Origin of the sequence: Pseudomonas sp. SMV71 (genome assembly GCF_052042015.1) — a bacterium.
Taxonomy (GTDB): domain Bacteria; phylum Pseudomonadota; class Gammaproteobacteria; order Pseudomonadales; family Pseudomonadaceae; genus Aquipseudomonas.
The window spans coordinates 330955-349240 of record NZ_JBKGGU010000002.1; the positions used below are offsets into that span (position 1 = coordinate 330955).

The 18286-nt window shown below is 62.2% G+C and carries 13 protein-coding genes; 7 read left to right on the top strand and 6 right to left on the bottom strand.

Translation table 11 applies throughout. From position 1 onward, the window contains the following. Nucleotides 1-86 precede the first annotated feature (86 nt). The 4 genes from ACLEJQ_RS03180 to ACLEJQ_RS03195 form a co-directional block, all read right to left on the bottom strand. The gene (locus tag ACLEJQ_RS03180) at nucleotides 87-689 is read right to left on the bottom strand and encodes a LysE family translocator (RefSeq protein ID WP_440792091.1); all 603 of its coding nucleotides are present in this window, start codon (nucleotides 687-689) and stop codon (nucleotides 87-89) included. A gap of 54 nt (nucleotides 690-743) precedes the next feature. Next, the gene (locus ACLEJQ_RS03185; protein ID WP_440792093.1) at nucleotides 744-1580 is read right to left on the bottom strand and encodes an AraC family ligand binding domain-containing protein; all 837 of its coding nucleotides are present in this window, start codon (nucleotides 1578-1580) and stop codon (nucleotides 744-746) included. A gap of 209 nt (nucleotides 1581-1789) precedes the next feature. After that, nucleotides 1790-2215 (bottom strand): GlcG/HbpS family heme-binding protein, encoded by a 426-nt coding sequence (locus ACLEJQ_RS03190; protein ID WP_440792095.1) that lies wholly within the window; start codon nucleotides 2213-2215, stop codon nucleotides 1790-1792. 167 nt (nucleotides 2216-2382) lie between these two features. Continuing rightward, nucleotides 2383-3414: an Ldh family oxidoreductase gene (locus ACLEJQ_RS03195; RefSeq protein ID WP_440792097.1), complete on the bottom strand. Its 1032-nt coding sequence runs from the start codon at nucleotides 3412-3414 to the stop codon at nucleotides 2383-2385. Nucleotides 3415-3610: 196 nt separating this feature from the next. Here ACLEJQ_RS03195 and ACLEJQ_RS03200 point away from each other — a divergent pair, with 196 nt between their 5' ends. Both ACLEJQ_RS03200 and ACLEJQ_RS03205 read left to right on the top strand, forming a co-directional pair. Beyond that, nucleotides 3611-8461, top strand: a complete 4851-nt coding sequence (locus ACLEJQ_RS03200; RefSeq protein WP_440792099.1) for a dermonecrotic toxin domain-containing protein — start codon at nucleotides 3611-3613, stop codon at nucleotides 8459-8461. A 211-nt stretch (nucleotides 8462-8672) separates the two neighbouring features. Next, a complete protein-coding gene (locus tag ACLEJQ_RS03205) occupies nucleotides 8673-9677 on the top strand; it encodes a FecR family protein (protein WP_440792101.1) in 1005 nt (334 codons plus the stop codon). Nucleotides 9678-9729: 52 nt separating this feature from the next. On the opposite strand, the gene pvdQ is transcribed toward ACLEJQ_RS03205, so the two are convergent. Continuing rightward, nucleotides 9730-12084 carry a bifunctional acylase PvdQ gene (gene pvdQ / locus ACLEJQ_RS03210; protein WP_440792102.1) on the bottom strand — a complete coding sequence of 785 codons (2355 nt, stop codon included), beginning with the start codon at nucleotides 12082-12084 and terminating at the stop codon, nucleotides 9730-9732. 241 nt (nucleotides 12085-12325) lie between these two features. Here pvdQ and ACLEJQ_RS03215 point away from each other — a divergent pair, with 241 nt between their 5' ends. Then, nucleotides 12326-12706 (top strand): fe2+ zn2+ uptake regulation protein, encoded by a 381-nt coding sequence (locus ACLEJQ_RS03215; protein ID WP_440792104.1) that lies wholly within the window; start codon nucleotides 12326-12328, stop codon nucleotides 12704-12706. A gap of 9 nt (nucleotides 12707-12715) precedes the next feature. Here the strand turns inward: ACLEJQ_RS03215 and ACLEJQ_RS03220 are convergent, their stop codons facing one another. After that, nucleotides 12716-12904: a hypothetical protein gene (locus ACLEJQ_RS03220; protein WP_245145494.1), complete on the bottom strand. Its 189-nt coding sequence runs from the start codon at nucleotides 12902-12904 to the stop codon at nucleotides 12716-12718. Nucleotides 12905-13180: 276 nt separating this feature from the next. Here ACLEJQ_RS03220 and ACLEJQ_RS03225 point away from each other — a divergent pair, with 276 nt between their 5' ends. The 4 genes from ACLEJQ_RS03225 (at nucleotide 13181) to ACLEJQ_RS03240 (ending at nucleotide 18015) form a co-directional block, all read left to right on the top strand. Continuing rightward, the gene (locus tag ACLEJQ_RS03225; RefSeq protein ID WP_440792107.1) at nucleotides 13181-15175 is read left to right on the top strand and encodes a methyl-accepting chemotaxis protein; all 1995 of its coding nucleotides are present in this window, start codon (nucleotides 13181-13183) and stop codon (nucleotides 15173-15175) included. Nucleotides 15176-15463: 288 nt separating this feature from the next. Continuing rightward, nucleotides 15464-15910 carry a DUF411 domain-containing protein gene (locus tag ACLEJQ_RS03230; RefSeq protein WP_440792109.1) on the top strand — a complete coding sequence of 149 codons (447 nt, stop codon included), beginning with the start codon at nucleotides 15464-15466 and terminating at the stop codon, nucleotides 15908-15910. A gap of 99 nt (nucleotides 15911-16009) precedes the next feature. After that, a complete protein-coding gene (locus tag ACLEJQ_RS03235; RefSeq protein ID WP_440792111.1) occupies nucleotides 16010-17041 on the top strand; it encodes an alpha/beta fold hydrolase in 1032 nt (343 codons plus the stop codon). Nucleotides 17042-17052: 11 nt separating this feature from the next. Then, entirely contained in the window at nucleotides 17053-18015 is a 963-nt protein-coding gene (locus tag ACLEJQ_RS03240; RefSeq protein WP_440792113.1) for a D-2-hydroxyacid dehydrogenase family protein, read from the top strand. Nucleotides 18016-18286 lie beyond the last annotated feature (271 nt).

Here is an 18286-nt window from a genome sequence, read left to right on the forward strand (position 1 = left end):
GAGTTCTGGCGTGGGCGATGCTCCCCAAATCACTCGTTCTTTGAAACCCTGCGACTGTTGCAAGCGGTTGCCGCAGGGCATTACAGTCACACCACCAGCGTCAGCCACGCCGACACCAGCAACATCACCGCCATGACCCGATTGAAGCGTCCCATCGCCACGGCGGAGCGGCAGAATCGGGCCGCGCCACGGCCCAGATAAGCCCAGACGGTCATGCACGGGATGGAGATCGCAAAGAATGCCAGCGACAGCCACAGCACCCGCACGGTGCGGTCGGCCTCGGCTCCGGCGAAGACACTGACCACCGCCAGGGCCATCATCCAGGTCTTGGGGTTCACCAGTTGCAAACCGGCAGCCCCGACCAGGCCAAGGGTCGGGCCTTCTACAGGCTGGTCGGGGTCGATGGCCTGGGCCGGGGCGCTGAAAATCTGCCAGGCCATCCAGCTCAGCCAGGCGATACCGGCCCAGGACAGTGCCGTTTGGAGGGCGGTGTGACGGGCCAGCAGGTCGCCGAGCCCGGTGCCCACCAACAACACCAGCAAGGCCGCTGCCGCGCAGGCGCCGAGGATGATCGGTACGGTGGTCGGCAGGCCGAAGCGCGAGCTGTGGCTCAGCACCAGGATGTTGGTCGGGCCGGGCGTGATGGAGGCGACAAAGGCGAACAAGGCAAACGGCAGTAACTGGTCCATGGAGCGACTTCTCGGTAAAGGATCGTTGGCCGATCCTCCCCCGTGCAGCGGTGCTCAGTCTGGAACAATTGAGCAGCGTTTGCGGTAGTCCGCCGGGCTCAGACGATAAGCACGCTGGAACCAGCGGCCGAGGTGACTCTGGTCGGCAAAGCCGAGCAAGGCGGCCACTGCTACAGCGCTTTCACCGCTGGCAAGCAGGCGTCGCGCCCGGGCCAGTCGCAACTGGATCAGGTATGCGTGGGGCGCCAGGCCGAACGCGGCCTTGAACGCCCGGGTCAGGCGAAAGCGATCGACCCCGGTAGCCCGCGCCAGATCGTCCAGGCCGACGTCTTCGCTCAGATGGCTGTGCAGGTAATCCCGGGCCTGCTGCGCGACCAATGGCAACCTGGGGTCCGGGTTGATCCGTGCACGCCAGTGCAGGTGTTGCGTGAGGTTGGCGAGCAAGTTGTCGAGGGCCGTCTGGCGCACGATGCGGATCTCCTGCTGATGCAAGCTCTGGAATGCAGCGGCGGTGGCACCGGCCAGCCGCGCATCATCGGTCAGGGTCGCGGCGAAGCCCAATTGGGCGTTGTCCGGCGCCACGTCGAACAAGGACCGCAGCTCACGTTCGAGCCAATGCGGCTCCAGGTACAACGTGCGATAGGTAAAGCCCTTTTCGTGGGGTGCATTGCCGTCATGCAGCTCACCGGGTTCAAGCAGGAATACCTTGCCCGGCGTGCTGTTGTGCTGCTGGCGACGACAATGAAATTGCTGCACCCCCTGCTCGGTCACGCCCACCAGATAAGTGTCGTGCCAGTGGGGATCGTAGGCATGCCCTTCGAAATGCGCGCGCACGGTCTCGATGCCGGACGTGGCGTCCTGCTTGAGATCGATCCAGTTGCGCGAGGTCATGGGCGGCCCTGTTCGGTGGATTGGCCTGGGCAGATTAACGGCTGTGGCCGGTGGTGTCTGGAAGATTTGTGCAAATCTGCCAAGGGAGTGGTCGCCCGGCCCGGCGCCATCGCGAGCAAGCTCGCTGCCACAGCTTATTTTGCCGTTCACAAACAGTCGGCCCGCCGCAGTTCCACTGTGGGAGCGAGCCTGCTCGCGATAGCGGTTTATCAAGCATCCGGTGTAAGGATCGGCAGCACCGTTTCCACCGCCAGCCGAGCCAGTTCGGCATCCTGCTCCGACTTGACGCCCGAAACGCCGATCGCGCCGATGCACTGCCCGTCATGGCGGATGGCAACCCCGCCTTCAAGCATGCCATGCAGGTGCGGTGCGCTGAGAAAGGCGTGGCGGCCGTCATTGATCATGTCTTCGAAGAACTTGCTGTCGCGCCGTCCCATGGCGGCAGTACGGGCTTTTTCAGTGGCGATGTAGGCCGACAGTGGCGTGGCATCGTCCAGGCGCAACAGCCCAAGCGGATGGCCGCCATCGTCGACCACGCAAACCGATACCGCCCACTGGCGTTGATGGGCCAGTTCCTTGGCTGCCACCAGCAATTGTGCGACGTCTTGTTCCGTGAGTACCGCTTTGGTTTTCATGAATGACTCCGGGCAGAGCGACAGGTAGGCTGTGGCGACTATTGTCCTTTGAGGAAGGTCGAGCCAATTAATTCCGATGCGTTTGCCTTGGGATCCTGAGGGCCGAGCCGACATCACAGGATGTGTACCCCGTCATCGCGAGCAGGCGTACTGGCACGACGCGGCTTTCAGATCCCCGCCAGTTCACGCAGTTGCGCCAGCGTCTGTTCATCCAAAGCAATGCCTTGCTCATTGGATTTGCCGCGTTCTCGGTGCCGACGGTCCCCCGGCAAGCGTCGCAGGCCCACGCCGTGCATCTGCCGGACCAGTTCCTGGCTGCGTTCGGCGAAGCTCTGCCCGGCAGCCTTGCTCGGGTCGATCACGATCAGCAACTGGCCGGTCCAGGGGGTCTTGGCCCCAGGGTGATTATGCCAGTCGAACTCGAACGAGAAGTTGCCCCCCGTCAGCGCGGCTGCCAGCAACTCGACCATCATCGACAACGCCGAGCCTTTGTGCCCGCCAAACGGCAACAGTGCCCCGCCTTCGAGAATCGCCTTCGGGTCGCGGGTCGGCTGGCCTAGGCTGTCCACGCCCATGCCGGGAGGCAACAATTCGCCCTTGCGCGCGGCAATCTGCACGTCGCCATGGGCGATAGCGCTGGTGGCAAGGTCGAAGACAATCGGCTCACCGTCGGCCCGAGGCGCAGCGAAGGCAATCGGATTGGTACCGAACAACGGACGGTCCGCGCCGTGCGGCACCACGCACGTCATGCTATTGACCACGCTCAAGGCCACCAGACCCTCGTAGGCAAACGGCTCGACATCCGGCCAGAGCGCGGCAAAGTGATGAGAGTTACGGATAGCCAGCACGGCTATTCCGGCGCTGCGCGCCTTTTCGACCAGCAACGCACGGGCCGCCGCCAGCGCCGGCTGGGCGAAACCGTTAGCGGCGTCCACCCGCACGAAACCGGAGGCGACGTCTTCGACCACCGGCACCGCCTGCCCATCGACCCAGCCGCTCTTGAGCGTCGAGACATAGCCGGGGATGCGAAACACCCCGTGGCTGTGGGCGCCGTCGCGTTGGGCGCAGGCGCAGTTCTGCGCCAGGGTCCGGGCGACCTCGGCGGACGTGCCATGGCGCAGGAAAATCCGCTCCAGCAGGCCCACCAGTTCATCAAGGGACAGGGTGCAAGAATCAGCGTGATCGGATAGCGCAGACATCTGAAGCTCCAGAATGATTGTTGGAGGTAGCGACAGCGTTGGGACAACCAGTGCGCCGATTAACACTGCTTCGCCTGCACCGTGTCAATCCTTGTCCGGCGCGGTAACTATGTACCGCCCTTGCCCGCTGCCGGGTCACTAGTGTGGCGGCTTCATCCACGGGCTCGCCGTCTCGCGGCGCCCTGATAGAGAAGCCATGATGACCATTGAGAGCACGCCCCTGTTATTTCCCCAAGTGCTGGGCACCCAGCATTTGGACCCCTTGACCCGCGCCCACGACCTGACGCAGGCCGATCTCGATTGGCTGCACCATGTCGCCCTGCCCAGCCACGCCCAGCGCCGTGCACAGACGCGACCGATGTGGGTCGAAACGATCACACTGCAAGCCGGCGACAACCCGCCGATCCCACTGGCCGGCTGTTTTACCCTGAGCGCCTTGCCCTACACCGGCCAGGCAGACACTGACGAGGCGGACCTGCGGCCCGCCTTCCTCTATACGCCGTATGGTGGCCTGAAAAAGTTCGCCAACCTGCAAGCGCTGGACAATCGACTGGACGAGCTGTTGGACGACTCGACAGCGCGTGCCGACCTGTTCCGGTTCCTGGCGATTTCCCAGCGTGCCGAACTGAACGCCGCCAGCTCGCTCGAAAAAAGCCGCCGGACCATCACCAACGATGTCTTCAGGTGCGCGATCGACTCCATTGAGCACGCGCAGAACCTCAATGCCCTGGTCATGGTGGATGAACTGCTCAAGTTGCCTTCGCTGCGCGTCATGCTCGAAGAGATGTTGAGCGAGGCCGTGGTGAATTTCGATCATCAGCAGACCCGCGTAGCCTTGAGCACCGGAGCCAACCCGGCGGATCCGCAATCGGGCCAGGTGACCCGCCACCTGTCGCTGGCCGAAGCGGTGCTTGTCTATTTCCACCATCAGGGGCGGCCTGTCGGGCATGACGTGGATTTCATCCATCCCCAGATCACCGCTTCATCCGAGAACACCCGGCAGTGGGAAAGCGTCTTGAAGGGTACCGCCAGGAACCTGATCCCCAGCCTCATACGCTGCATCGACCGCTACTGGGACGCCAGCGGACCTTTCCACGCCTCACGTCGACTGTTGCTGTCGCAGGTGATCGAAAGCGCATTACAGGCGAGCATCCTGCACCAAAGGGACAGCAAGCAACTGACCGACGAACAGAATCAGGAACTGCTGCGATTGTTCAGGCCGTCCCGACGGGAAGAGCCACTGTTGTTCATCGAATCCGTGCGCCTTTGGGAGTACGAACCGCTTTACGTTGAACTCGCCGGCGCCTTGATGATCAGCGGCAAGGGTCACTACCTCTACACGCCCAACCGCGGCGTGCAGAAAGTCGACAATTACCTGGGGTTCAAGGATGTGCTCCTGAACAAACCAACCCCCGCCGCTGGCAAAGAAGCGCTGTACAGCCTGCTGAGCCTGGATGAACGTAACCGTTTCCTGCGCTTCGACACACCGCAAGTGTCAGGCAAGGCCGTGGATCTGCCGGTTTCCGAGTCGCTGGCCGGCGCCATCATCGGCAAGCAACTGAACAACCTCAGCTACGCATTGCAGATGTCCCGTCAGAATGAGATGGACATTCACGCGCTTATCGACAAGGCACTCGACATACGCTCGTTGATCGGCCCCAGCCTGATGCGCATGGAAACCGACGGACACTGGGGTACGCAGCCGGCTTTTTACGGCGACTTGCGCCCCTCCAACTACTTGGCCGACACCCTGGAACGAAAGATCAAGAGCTATGCCACGGTCGAGGACGCCCTCAATAGCCAACTGACACGCCTGCCAGCCACCCACTCGGCTTCGCTGCGCACCCAACTGCGCGGATTGCTACCCAACCTGGCCCACGTGTTTTCCCTGGGCTTACGCGCAGAGGCCGAACTGCGCGAGCTCAACGAGACATTGCCCGCGGCTGCGCACGATCTCATCAGCAGCGTTTTCGCCGCCGATTCCCAATACCCGGACCGCAAGCAACGGATCGGGGTCAAAGGTTTCCGGCCCGATGTCTACTCGCTGAGAGTGGCGTACCATGCAGAGGGCGAAATGGCTTCCATGCCCCTGGCCAGCTGTTTTTTCCTGACCGAGCGCGGGGGGCTTGATACCCCGCTTTCAGGCATGGGCATCCTCTGGACGCCCGCCGACGGATTACAAGCGTTCAGCTGCGTGGAATTTGCAACGAAGCACCTGAATCGGCAATTGCTTGATCCACAACGGCGCTTCGCCCTGCTCGCCAACCTCACCCCTTCCCAGCGCAAGCCTCACGGCCGCTACCAGTTCGAAACCTTTGAACTGATTGAAGACAATGCGCCGCTCAACCGGATGCAGTCATTCATCGAACACTTCGAGGCCGAGCACAGTTACTTGAACGCCTTGAAAGCCGGTGACTGGCGGCTGACCGGCACGGCGTTGCGAAATAGCCTGCAAGCCCGGCTCAACGCAGGCGCCCCGACCAACCTGCCCCGGGCGGTACGTATCGCCGAGGCCATCCGCTGGCAACAGAAACTGCCCGCCTGGCTCGGCACCGCCTCGGTTGAAGACCAGCGCCTGCACATCGACCTGCTTGAGCAATACAAGAACAGCGCGAGCGACGGCAAGGATTACCTCGACGGTATCGAACCGCTGCACAGCTACGTCAATCGGACGTTGAAGCGGCTGCTGAACACACGCTTCGCCGCCAGCAACCTCGACCCTGCCACGCTCCTGATCACCCCGAACCTTGCCGTGGCGGGGCCGGCCAGCCTGTTGACCGATTTCGCGCTGAACCATAACGACGTCATCCAGATGACCGGCTTCAAGGTGTCATCGACCACCCGGCAAAAGTTGCCGGACGGCCTGAACGAGGCGGCGATCAGGCAGTTGCTGCTGTCCCTGGACATTCCCACGGTGTATCAACGAACCGTCGTGGACACGCTTTCCGGCTCCGGCGTCGAAGCCCGGCAGAGCAAACAGCGCTTTGGCCGACAGTTGCCCTGGCAACTGTTGCAATACGCCCACGCGCTGCATTTGCAGCAGCATCTTTCACCGACGGCCTTCGACCTGATTCGCCAGGTGTTGGACATGCCGGATGCCATTGCGCGCCAGGCCGTGGCGGGCGCCAGCGCATTGATTCGACCTTTGGAGCTGATCAAGACCGAAGGCACTCGCGCAATCAAGACACTTGGGTTGTACCTGATCGGCTCCAGCAGCGATGCAACGGCGCCTCAGGTGCTGTATTCGCCCTACCATACGGGCCATCAGTTTTCCGAATTCAAGGATGAAGCCAGCGTGTTGGCGGCATTCAATGTGCCGGGTGCGCTCCAGGACCTGTTGATCCGCCGGCTTCCAGAAAGCCAGCAGGCCACCTTCGCGAATCTGTTCGCCTCGACGGTGGGGGCCTCGTCGGAGATCGCCCTGGCCTCGAACCCCATCACGACGAACCTGCTCGACACGCTGTTCAACGACAACGTCAGGTTGCTGGCCGACATGCTGACGACGCAAAGCGACACAAGGCGTCATTTCGATTGGGACACCGTCAAACACTTGTTCAAGGCCGGGGTCAAGCTGGCGGGCAAACAGTTGCAGGGCAAGCTGACGTTCATCGAGACGCTTTGGGAAAGCTACCAGGACTTCAAGGCCTCTGCCGAGTCACTGCAACAGCACGATTGGAAAGCCGGCCTGCACGATTTCATCGCCGGGGCGGCGGAGATGGTCTCCCTGGGCGCCCTTAACCCGGATGATACCTTCGGCCTGCTCGCCCCGATCGGTCCAGGCGCGCCCGGCACTCCTGGCCCGTCAGCACCCTCGTGGAAGGACATTGCGTCCACCGTTGCGACGCGCACCAACCTGCACCCCTTCGAAGCCAACGGAGTCAGCCTCGACACGCTACACAAACACGCCACACACGGCACCTACAAAGACATGGCGACCGGCAAGCTCTACGTGCCCGTCGCCGGTAAGGTGTTCCAGGTGGCGAAGGTGGAACAGGCCTGGCGCGTGATCCATGCGAATGCCGAGGGGCCGATCCTTCACAGCTCGCCTGACGGTCAGCATTGGACCATCGACCCACGACGCCAGACGATTCGCTACGGCAAAGTGATGTCGACGCTGTCCAACGCCTACAGCGACCACACCGCTGCCGGCTCCATGAACATCGAGGCCCGGGGCATGGCGCAGATACGCCGCAAGTATCCCCACTACGCGACCGCGATTGTGCAGGCCTTGGAAACGGCGCGGCATTATTGCGGCAATGCCCTGCACAACCTTGATCAAATCAAGCGTCAAGTGCCGCCAGGGTCAAGGCTGGAGGTATTCCTGAAGGCGTTTTTCGGTGTCCATGAGGTCGATGCCAGCCTGGTCAAAAAAATCCACACGGCCGTTGCACCGATCTGCCAGGCCCTGGCGGACCCGTCCTGGGAATTGCAGAACGGCAAACGCATCGTCATTGGCAATCTCAAGGACGCCAACGATGCGGCGACCGCCTTCGTGCTCGAACCCAATGCCGTCGGCAGAATTTATCTGACCCAGTTTTTCTTCCACGTAGGGCTGGATGAATACAAGGAACTGGTGCCGCCATTCTTCAATATCGACGCCCACGCCCAAGCGGCGACGCTGATCCACGAAATTTCCCATCAGCTCTTCAATACCTACGATATCGCTTACCTGGATGCGGCACTGCCTTTCCTCGACCTGATCTCCAGAGCGACGCCACTGGGCAAGGAAAAATACAACTCGCAGAAAAAACAGCAGTCCAGCGCGCTTTCGTTGAGTACCCCGAGACACAAGCTGTTCATGGCCTGGGATGGCACAGCTGGTGCACTCAGGAGCCTGGAACGGGTGCCTGAACTTCAGGACGTGGCCAGGGAAATCCTCAAGGTTACCGGTGCCGAGTCCATGGACGAGGCTCGTGATGTGTTCTTGTATCCGCATCTGCCGGATAAACGCATTGATCTCATACTGCGCAACGCCGATTCGCTGACACGGCTGATCTGTGAACTGGGCCGCCAACTCGACGCGCCCTCTTCGTTGCCGATGCGCTAGCCCTGCGAGCCGGGCATTTGGCTTGAAGCGCACGAGCCTTGATCTTTTTTCACGATGTTTATGAGAGGCTACACCCGCCAGATGCCGGTGCTTGAGCCGATGCTTGGGCCTTTGCGACGGAAAAACCGGGAAATTTGATAGTTAAACGCCATGACGGCAGTTCTCGGCGGCGGACGCCGAAGGTTAGAATGCGGCAAACCAGGAAGAGTCCATGACCGAACGTACCCTCTCGGAAGCCGAATACGACGCCATCACCGATGCGGCCGCCCATTGGTGCATGCGCCTGCATGCGGCCGATTGCACCGATGCCGAGCGGCAGGCATTCAAGCAGTGGCACGATGCGGACCCGCTGCACGCGTTCGAATATGAGGCCATGCTGGAGATCTGGGAGGTCGCCGATCAATTGCCCCGGGTCGAGCCGACGGCTCGGGCGGCTCAAACATACCGTCCACGCTCGCGCTGGAACCGCTTGGCGGTCGCTGCTGCCATGCTTGCGCTGGGCTTGCCCCTGGCGGCATTCTCCGGCTGGAACCTGGGCTGGCTGCCTGACAGCTACCAACGCTATGAAGCCGGCGCAACCGTGCGCCATGTCACCCTGAGTGACGGCAGCCAGGTGGAGCTGAACCTGAACAGCGAGCTGGTGTTTGCCAACTATAAGAACGAGCGTCGCGTCACACTGGAAAAAGGCGAGGCGTTCTTCGACGTCAGCCATGACCGCCAGCACCCGTTCATCGTTCGGGCGGACCAGGGCCAGGTGCGCGTGACCGGCACCCGCTTCAATGTCTGGATGTACCAGGATCAAGTGCGGGTCACGCTGGTGGAAGGCTCCGTGCAGGTGACCAGCAACCCGGCGCCCAACGGCGGTAGCTCACAGCTTTCCCCTGGCATGCAGGCGAGCTACAAGGCCGGCGACTACCTGCCGCAGGTGCGTGAAATCGATGGCAATGACAACTCACTGGCCTGGCGCAACGGTAAGCTGGTGCTGGACAACCTGGCCCTCAGCGAGGCGCTGCCGCTGATCAACCGCTACCTGGATCGCCCGGTCATGCTGGCCGATAACAGCACCGGCGCCCTGCGTATCGGTGGCGTCTACGACCTCGATGAAGTGAAGAATCTGGTGCCTTCGCTGCCCAAAGTCCTGCCGGTCTACCTGACCCGGAACCAGGACGGAAACCCGGTGCTCAATCCCATCGGGCCACGCCCCACCCATAACTGAAAAAAGCCGCGACCCTTTCGGGACGCGGCTTTTTTCGCGCAGGACAGCGGCGCTATTGCGTAGCCACTCTGGCCGTCTCATCTCCCTCACGGATAATCAGCGCCTGATAGTGCGGATCGGCCTTGATCTGCTGTTCGGTGAAGGGCAACACGCTCCACTGCTTCCGGGAAAACGCCTGGGTCTGGTCTGCCGAGTACGGCGACGCCGGATCGCTGGAAATGGAGAACGCCAGCAAACCCTCGGCTTTGGGGCCATGGCCGTCGAACGTCACCACTTGCAGATAACTGGTGCCACTGACCACCTCGCGCTTGCCATTTGCCCCCGGCACACTCTGGATCGCGTTGTAGATGCCCAGCTCTCCGGGCCCACCGTGAATCGGCGTCTGCCGGCCTCCGCTACTGGCAACCTGAATGTCCTGCCACTGGAGGTCCTTCGACACACCGGTGGCCCTGGCCTCTTCTACCGAGGCCGCCATGGCTTCGCGCACGGCCTTGAGCACTGGCGCTCGCTCGATTGCCAAGCCCCTAGGCGTGTGTTGCGGGTCTTTCGGATCGAACACGACGCGCCACGAATCGGGCATCGCTTGCAACCGCGCCATGATCTGCTGGAAGTGCACCAAGCCCGGTCCACTGCTCAGGCTGGCGGTGCGATCCCAGGCCTTGAGCGCCACGCAGGCCTGTGCCACTGCCTCGGCGTCCGGCCCCGATTCAGCGGCACAGGCCTCCAAAAGGTCCGGCATCACCTGGTCGGCCAGGTAGACCCGATCGTCCATGACCATACGTTGAAGATCCTTCACCTCCACCGGACCGTCCTTCGCCAACCGGCCGAGCTGGTCCAGGGCAAACCGTGCCCGCAGCCCCAGCGGCAGGCCTTGCTGGCTGATCAGAGGTGAGTAGCCGGACAGGGGCTGCGCCGGGTTGATCATCCAGGCCGAGTCGTTGGAGTTCTGCACAAAGTCACGGCGCAGCAATTGCGGGAGCTGGTCAGCGGCATAGATGCCTTTTTGCGCGGCCTTGGGGTCTACGTCCCAGGTGCATTCACTGCGCGAGCCATCCAGAACGATCAATTGCAGGCCGGCCCGAGGATCGCTGCAACGCGCCAGTTTATCGACCCCGACGTTCGGCACCACCGACAGGTTCATGTAGAGGCTCTGCCCCTGGTCGTCCACCGCCAGGGTATTGACCCAGGGAATGCCCTGGATCCGATGCACCGCATCCTGGAAGTCCTTGAGGCTGACGGCCCGGTTCATTGCGTACCACTGGGCCAGGACGCGGTCGTTTTCCAGGTTCGCATCCCGCAGGCTATAGGCGAACCGGTTATCCCAGTCCAGCCGTCCCGGCCACTGCACGATCGGTCCGAACTGCGAGCCATAGACCACGCGGGAAACCGTACCAACCCGCCCATCGGCTTGCTTGACCTCGACCGAGACCGTCTGCCGGCTCATCGGCACGGACTTGCCATCGAGCAGATAGCGGGTCGGGTCTTTCGGGTCGAGTTGCAGGCGGTACAACGTGAAATGCTTGGAGGTGTCGACGGTGTGGGTCCAGGCCAGGTGCTGGCTGAAACCGATGTTGATCAGCGGCAGGCCTGGCAGGGCCGCGCCCATGACATCCAACTGGCCTGGGATGGTCAGGTGCATCTGGTAGAAACGCATGCCGCCGACCCATGGAAAATGCGGGTTCGCCAGCAACATCCCACGGCCGTTGAATGAACGCTCGCTGCCGATGGCCAGGGCATTGCTGCCGCGTTCCAGGGCGAAGCGCTGTTGCCGGTCCGCCGCGCCGGCAAAGGTCGACGCCGGGCCGGCGTTCTGTGCGGTGGCCCGAGGCGGCTGGGCGCCGGCCAGGGCTTCGGCGAACTGGCCAACGCCGCCTTCCACCAACAGACGGCGAGTCAGCTTGACCAGGTCGAACGCGGTGAGCGGCCGCACCCATTCGCCCGTGCATTGCTCGGGCAGGCCCTTGGCCTGGCGCTCGGCCAGGGCGCGGTTGTAGCCCGCTACGTAGCCTTCGACCAACTGTTGCACTGGCGGCATCTGAGCCTGCCAGAATCCGGAGACCGCCTGCGGCGTGTTGAGCCAGCTGAAAAACAGGTCGCTGGCGCGGTTCTCGCGCTGTTCCACCGTGCGCTGCTCCGGGCCGAAATAACGCGAGCGCTGGGCGTTGACCGTGACCACTTCGTTGGCCAGCAGACAGAGGTTGTCCTGAGCGTAGGCGTAGCCGATGCCATAACCCAGCCCACGCTCGTTCTCGGCACGGATATGCGGCACGCCGAACTGGGTGCGACGGATCTCGGCACTGGCCTGGTTCACATTGCCTTGCGCGTGGACCGTCGCGCTGAGCCCCAGCGCTGCCCCCAACAGTGCGCCTGCGAGGCCAATCCTCGATAACTGCCCGGATATCGTCACGTTCACTCCTGGTGCAAATTTTTAGGAAGTTCACATGCCGCATGCTCACGGAATGTGCCTTGCCATGAAAACGAACCGGATGAAAAAAAATTAATCGCCCGAGGACCGTTTGGCTACAAGGGTTTGACGGAGCCTGGGCATTTTTTTCACATCCGCGCCTTCATGATTGCCCGCCCTCGTTCGTCCTATTGCAGGAGAGTATTCGTGATCTTTTCTGAACAGGCTGTTAAGGAGTTCTTGCATGCGTAACGCGCTACTGCCCACGGACGGCAAGCCACGACTGACCGGCGTATCGCTGGCAGCTACCCACTCGGCGTTCGGCAATCCGCTGGAACGAGGCGGCAATGAGCAGATCCGGCGTCTGCTCAAGAGCTTTGGCTTGCGGACCAGCCTGATCCGCCTGAAGGTCATCGATGCGTTGCTCAAGGCCGGCGACGACAACCGCCGCCTGGGCGTGCGGGGCGTCCACAGTGAGCTGCTGGAGCTGGACATTCCCTTGTCCTTCCTGAGCGTGCGCGAGGTGTTGAAGCGCCTGTACGCCGAGGGGGTCGTCAGCCTCCACCCGGACAAAAGCTACAGCCTGCATCCCAACGCCCTGGCGGCGCTCCAGTGCGCAGAATGAAACAGGCGCTCAGGGCTTGACCTTGCGCCGCATCACGCCGTTGATCACGACAACGGCGACCGCCACGGCAATGGCGATGTACTGAAACAGCTGCTCGCTGATCATGCCCCTGCCCTGCATCCAGGACAGCCCCAGCATGATCGCCAGGACGACGAGCACGATCAGAATCGAATATTTCAAACGTTGCGAATGAGTCATTGCCAATTTCCTGAATGTTTCAGTTCAATACCCGCACGCGGCGCTTTTTTGAATCCCCGCCAGCGAGCGAAGTCCCATGTTACAGCGCTAGCTGCTTTTTGGCGCGAGGGAGCAAAGCCTGCCCCCACACATTGGCGATGATCCATTTGCTGAAGCCGGTGCTATCACCGCCGATGTACGGCATTAAAGCTCTACAGGGAAAGGTCGATACAAATTGGTACGCCCATGCCAACTTTATCTGCCTTCGAACGTCGCCTTCGTGCAAGGACCTGCCATATGCCCGCATTTCGCACCATTCAGGCTCGCTACACACTGTTCCTGATTCTCTTCATCCTGGTGCTCTCGATCCTGACGGTCGTGGGCATCAGTTACCTGGTCGCGCCCAAACTGCGCCATACCGAGGAGCAAGTGGCCCTCAACCGCATCGGCGAAGTCGCCGAACAGATCCAGGGCGAACTGAACAAGGTGCAGGCGCAGCAGCGCAGCATTACCCAGACCATTCCCCTGCTCGACAGCGATGCCATCGATAAAGTCCTGCCGGGCCTGGTAGACCAATATGGCGAACTGAAGGTGTTCGGCGGCGGGATCTGGCCGCTGCCCAACCAGCGAGCCGAAGGCCGCAGCAAGTTCAGCACTTTCTGGCACCGCGACGCTTCGGGCAAATTGGTGGTCAACACCTTCTGGAACAGCGATGCGGCACCGAATTACTTCGATCAGCCCTGGCACAAGGGCGGCATGGCCACCCCGGCCGGCAAATGCGCCTGGGCCGCCGCCTACAAAGATGACGCCAGCGCCGAACCGCGCACCAACTGCGCCATGGCCATCCAGAAGAACGGCGTGCCTTATGGCGTTTCCACCATCGACGTGACTCTGGGCTTTTTCAACGACCTGATCGCCCGCAAAGAGGCTGACCTGAGCGCCGAAATGCTGATCGTCGAAGGCGACGGCAAGATCATCAGCAACAGCTCGCGCATCAGCGGGCCGATCGTGCTGAAGAACATCAGTGATCTGGCGGGCACCTCGCCGTTCGCAGCCCAGGTCAAGGCGGGCCTGGCCAAGCGTGACCAGCCGCTGCAACGGGTCGAATTCGACAACAATGGCGAAGCCAGTACGTTCTTCATGCGCCCCATCGAAGGTTCGCCGTGGTTCCTGGCGACAGCGTTACCCACGCGCCTGATCACCGCCCAGCGTGACGATGTGCTCAGCACCTTGAGCCTGCTGCAGATCCCGATGGTGATCCTGCTGGTGCTGATCCAGCTGTACGCGATCCGTCAGTTGACCAATCGCATGAAAATCCTGAAGGGCAACATCGACGCCCTGTCCACTGGCGATGCCGACCTGACCCGACGCATTACCATCCGCGCCGAGGATGAACTGGGCGCCATTGGCCATTCGGTCAACGGTTTCATCGCCTACCTGCAAGGCATGATCGGTGAAGTGACCCAAGCCACCGGTGCCATGGCCTCGAGCCTGGACAGCCTGCAACGGACCTCGGCCCATGCCAGTGAAATCCTGATGCGCCACGCTTCGGAAACCGATCAGACCGTGACCGCGATCACCGAAATGAGCTCCACGGCTGAAAGCGTGGCGCAGAATGCCGCTGAAACGGCGGCGTTCACCCAGCGCGCCAACGAGCATGCCGATCGTTCCCGCGTGGTGGTCGGTGAGGCTTCCAACAGTGTGGTGGCGCTGATCGATGAAGTGTCCAGCGCTACCCGCAAGGTCGAGAGCATGCAGCAAGACGCCCAGCGCATCACTGAGATTCTCGGCGTCATCGGTGCCATCGCCGGACAGACCAACCTGCTGGCCCTCAACGCCGCCATCGAAGCCGCCCGGGCCGGTGAGCAGGGCCGAGGCTTCGCGGTGGTGGCCGACGAGGTCCGCGCCCTCGCCGCCCGGACCCAGGCCAGTACTTCGGAAATCAATGAAATGCTGACTCGCCTGACCCAAGGCGTGAGCTCGTCGGTCGCGGCCATGGAAAATACCCAGGCCAGTTGCCAATCGGCGGCCGACGCCACCGCCCGCGTCAACTCGGGCCTGGATGAAATGGCCGGCTCCGTCAGTCAGATCAATAGCCTGAGCACCCAGATCGCCACCGCGGCCGAGCAACAGAGCGCCGTGACCGAGGAAATCAACCGCAGCATGGTGCAGATCCGCCACATGGTGGAAGAGCTGGTGGAAAGTGGCCTGGCCAGCGAAAACAATACGCGGCAACTGCTGGAAGCCAACAGCCGGGTGAACGCGATCATGGGGCGGTTCAAGGTTCGCTGATCCACATATGTGCCCCCCGCCGCTCTCTTGTGGCGAGGGAGCTTGCTCCCGCTGGGGCGCAAAGCGGCCCCAAAAACTGCCAACCCAGGAGTGTCAGACAGACCCAAAGGGCTGCTTCGCAGCCCAGCGGGAGCAAGCTCCCTCGCCACAGGGAAATCCAGCTTGCTCCTGTTTGGGTTTGCAAAACAATCTGACAACTCTGTAATCCTCCCCTCAGCCTCCTGTCAGCTTCCCTGGCGACCTTGTCTGGTATCCTGGCTTCCATTCGTTCGACATGAGACCGCCTCCATGGCAAAGCCCATGCACCTGCTCGCCCTGAGCGCACTGTTCATCACCACCCTGGCCCAGGCCGTCGAGCCTGTCACCATTGACGTGCACCGCGATGCCAATTGCGGCTGCTGCAAGAAGTGGATCTCGCACTTGCAACAGAACGGCTTCAAGGTGAACGACCATGTCGAGGCCGACATGAGTTCGGTCAAGCAACGCCTGGGGGTCGCGCCGAACCTGCGCTCGTGTCACACCGCCGAGATCAACGGCAAGTTCGTCGAAGGCCACGTCCCGGCCGAACAAGTGCTGGCTCTGAGCAAGCGCGATGACTTGCTGGGCGTGGCCGCGCCCGGCATGCCCATGGGCTCGCCCGGCATGGAAATGGACGGCATGAGCGACGCCTATCAAGTCATCGGCCTGAAAAAGGACGGGACGCAGACCGTGGTGGCCGATTACCCGGCCCACTGAGGCAATCGGTGGAACGTTCGGGCCGTGCGGTTGCCTGTGGTTAATGTCGCCATAATCGGGTCGCCCCAGGATCGGCGGTTGCCCAAAAGGAGATTGACCATGTCGCGTTCCACCGCCCGCTGGCTGCCGGGCCTGTTCCTGACTGCCGCCATGTCCCTGCTCGCCCACGCTGCCAATCCGCCTGAAGGCCCGGCCTACGGTGCGCAGCTCGAGGGTTTTGAGTACCCCTACACGCTCAAGCACTACGCCCTCCAGTCCCAGGGCCAGTCGTTGCAGATGGGCTATATGGATGTACCGGCCCAGGACAAGGTCAACGGCCGCACCGTGGTGCTGATGCACGGCAAGAACTTCTGCGCCGCGACCTGGGGCGATTCGATCAAGGCCCTCAGTGAAGCCGGGTACCGGGTAATCGCCGTGGACCAGATCGGTTTCTGTACATCGAGCAAACCCGAGCACTACCAATACAGTTTTCAGCAGCTGGCGAGCAACACCCAGGCGCTGCTCAAGGCCCTCGGCGTGCAGAAATCCATCATCCTCGGCCACTCCACCGGCGGCATGCTCGCCACCCGTTATGCATTGCAGTATCCCGACCAGGTCGAGCGCCTGGCGATGGTCAACCCCATTGGCCTGGAAGACTGGAAAGCCCTGGGCGTGCCCTATCGCTCTGTGGACCAGTGGTACGAGCGTGAGCTGAAGCTCAACGCCGATGGGATCCGCAACTACGAACGCAACACCTACTATGCGGGTCGCTGGAAGCCTGAGTTCGAGCGTTGGGTGGACATGCTGGCCGGCTTGAACAAGGGTCCGGGCCATACGCAAGTGGCGTGGAACTCGGCGCTGATCTACGACATGATCTTCACCCAGCCGGTCTATTACGAGTTCAAGAATCTGAGCATGCCCACCCTGCTGCTGATCGGCAATGCCGACACCACGGCCATCGGCAGCGACATTGCACCACCCGCCCTGAAAGCCAGGCTGGGCCGTTATGAAGTGCTGGGCAAGCAGGTCGCGGGACTGATTCCCCGCTCGACCCTGGTGGAGTTCCCCAATCTGGGGCACGCACCACAGATGGAAGAGCCGGACCGTTTCCACAAGGCGCTGCTGGACTGGCTGGACAAACCCATTCCCTGACGAGGTGCTCCATGGCGGTGCAAATAGCGGTCATCGACGATTGGCAAGACGTGGCGCGAGACGTAGTGGATTGGTCGGCGCTCGACAGTGTCGGCCAGGTGACCTTCCTGCACGACTACCCCGCCGACCACGACACCCTTGCCAAGCGTTTACAGCGCTTCGAGGTCATCTGCGTGATGCGTGAGCGCACCGCCTTCGACGCCGCCCTGCTGCGACGCCTGCCCAATCTCAGACTGCTGCTCACCGGCGGCATGCGCAACGCCGCCCTGGACCTCAAGGCCGCCGCCGAACTGGGTATCCAGGTTTGCGGCACCGAGAGCTACAAGCATGCGGCCCCGGAGCTGACCTGGGCGCTGATCATGGCCTTGAGCCGCAATCTGGTGCAGGAAGCCAATGCCCTGCGCGCCGGATCGTGGCAGCAAGGCCTGGGGGGCGACCTGCACGGCAAGACACTGGCGGTGCTTGGCCTGGGCAGCATCGGCACCCGCGTGGCGCAGTTCGGCCAAGTGTTCGGCATGCGGGTGATTGCCTGGAGCGAAAACCTCACGGCCGAGCGCGCAGCCCAATCCGGCGTGACCTACGTGAGCAAACAGGCACTGTTCGAGCAGGCTGACATCCTTTCGGTCCACCTGGTGCTCAGCGAGCGCAGCCGTGGGTTGGTGGACGCCCAGGCGCTGGGCTGGATGAAACCTACCGCGCGACTGGTCAATACCGCTCGCGGCCCGATCGTCGACGAAGCAGCGCTGATCGACGCCCTGCGCCACAAACGCCTGGCCGGCGCCGCCCTGGACGTCTTCGCCCAGGAGCCGCTGCCCATCAACCACCCGTTCCGCACCCTGGACAACGTTTTGGCCACCCCCCATATCGGCTACGTCAGCCAACAGAACTACCAACAGTTCTATGCACAGATGATCGAAGACCTCCTGGCCTGGGCGGCCGGCAAGCCGATCCGGCTGATGACGGCGGCGGGTTGAGCTAAGACAACCTTCCGCCCCCCCACACCATCCCCCGTGGGAGCGAGCTTGCTCGCGATAGCCGTCACGTCAGCAGCATCGATGCTAACTGATCCACCGCCATCGCGAGCAGGCTCGCTCCCACAATGGGATCACGGTACAACCGGGAGAGATGGGGTGGCTGTCAGGCCCTCTTCGCGAGCAAGCTCGCTCCCACAGTTGGGGCAGTACAGTTGCGGGAGTCAGGGCGCCTCGCTTTTGCCCTGGCTTTTGCCCTGGCTTTTGATCTTGG

Coding starts and splice junctions, on each gene's coding strand:
- ACLEJQ_RS03180 (WP_440792091.1), bottom strand. CDS start 689: ATGGACCAGTTACTGCCGTTTGCCTTGTTCGCCTTTGTCGCCTCCATC.
- ACLEJQ_RS03185 (WP_440792093.1), bottom strand. CDS start 1,580: ATGACCTCGCGCAACTGGATCGATCTCAAGCAGGACGCCACGTCCGGC.
- ACLEJQ_RS03190 (WP_440792095.1), bottom strand. CDS start 2,215: ATGAAAACCAAAGCGGTACTCACGGAACAAGACGTCGCACAATTGCTG.
- ACLEJQ_RS03195 (WP_440792097.1), bottom strand. CDS start 3,414: ATGTCTGCGCTATCCGATCACGCTGATTCTTGCACCCTGTCCCTTGAT.
- ACLEJQ_RS03200 (WP_440792099.1), top strand. CDS start 3,611: ATGATGACCATTGAGAGCACGCCCCTGTTATTTCCCCAAGTGCTGGGC.
- ACLEJQ_RS03205 (WP_440792101.1), top strand. CDS start 8,673: ATGACCGAACGTACCCTCTCGGAAGCCGAATACGACGCCATCACCGAT.
- ACLEJQ_RS03215 (WP_440792104.1), top strand. CDS start 12,326: ATGCGTAACGCGCTACTGCCCACGGACGGCAAGCCACGACTGACCGGC.
- ACLEJQ_RS03220 (WP_245145494.1), bottom strand. CDS start 12,904: ATGACTCATTCGCAACGTTTGAAATATTCGATTCTGATCGTGCTCGTC.
- ACLEJQ_RS03225 (WP_440792107.1), top strand. CDS start 13,181: ATGCCCGCATTTCGCACCATTCAGGCTCGCTACACACTGTTCCTGATT.
- ACLEJQ_RS03230 (WP_440792109.1), top strand. CDS start 15,464: ATGGCAAAGCCCATGCACCTGCTCGCCCTGAGCGCACTGTTCATCACC.
- ACLEJQ_RS03235 (WP_440792111.1), top strand. CDS start 16,010: ATGTCGCGTTCCACCGCCCGCTGGCTGCCGGGCCTGTTCCTGACTGCC.
- ACLEJQ_RS03240 (WP_440792113.1), top strand. CDS start 17,053: ATGGCGGTGCAAATAGCGGTCATCGACGATTGGCAAGACGTGGCGCGA.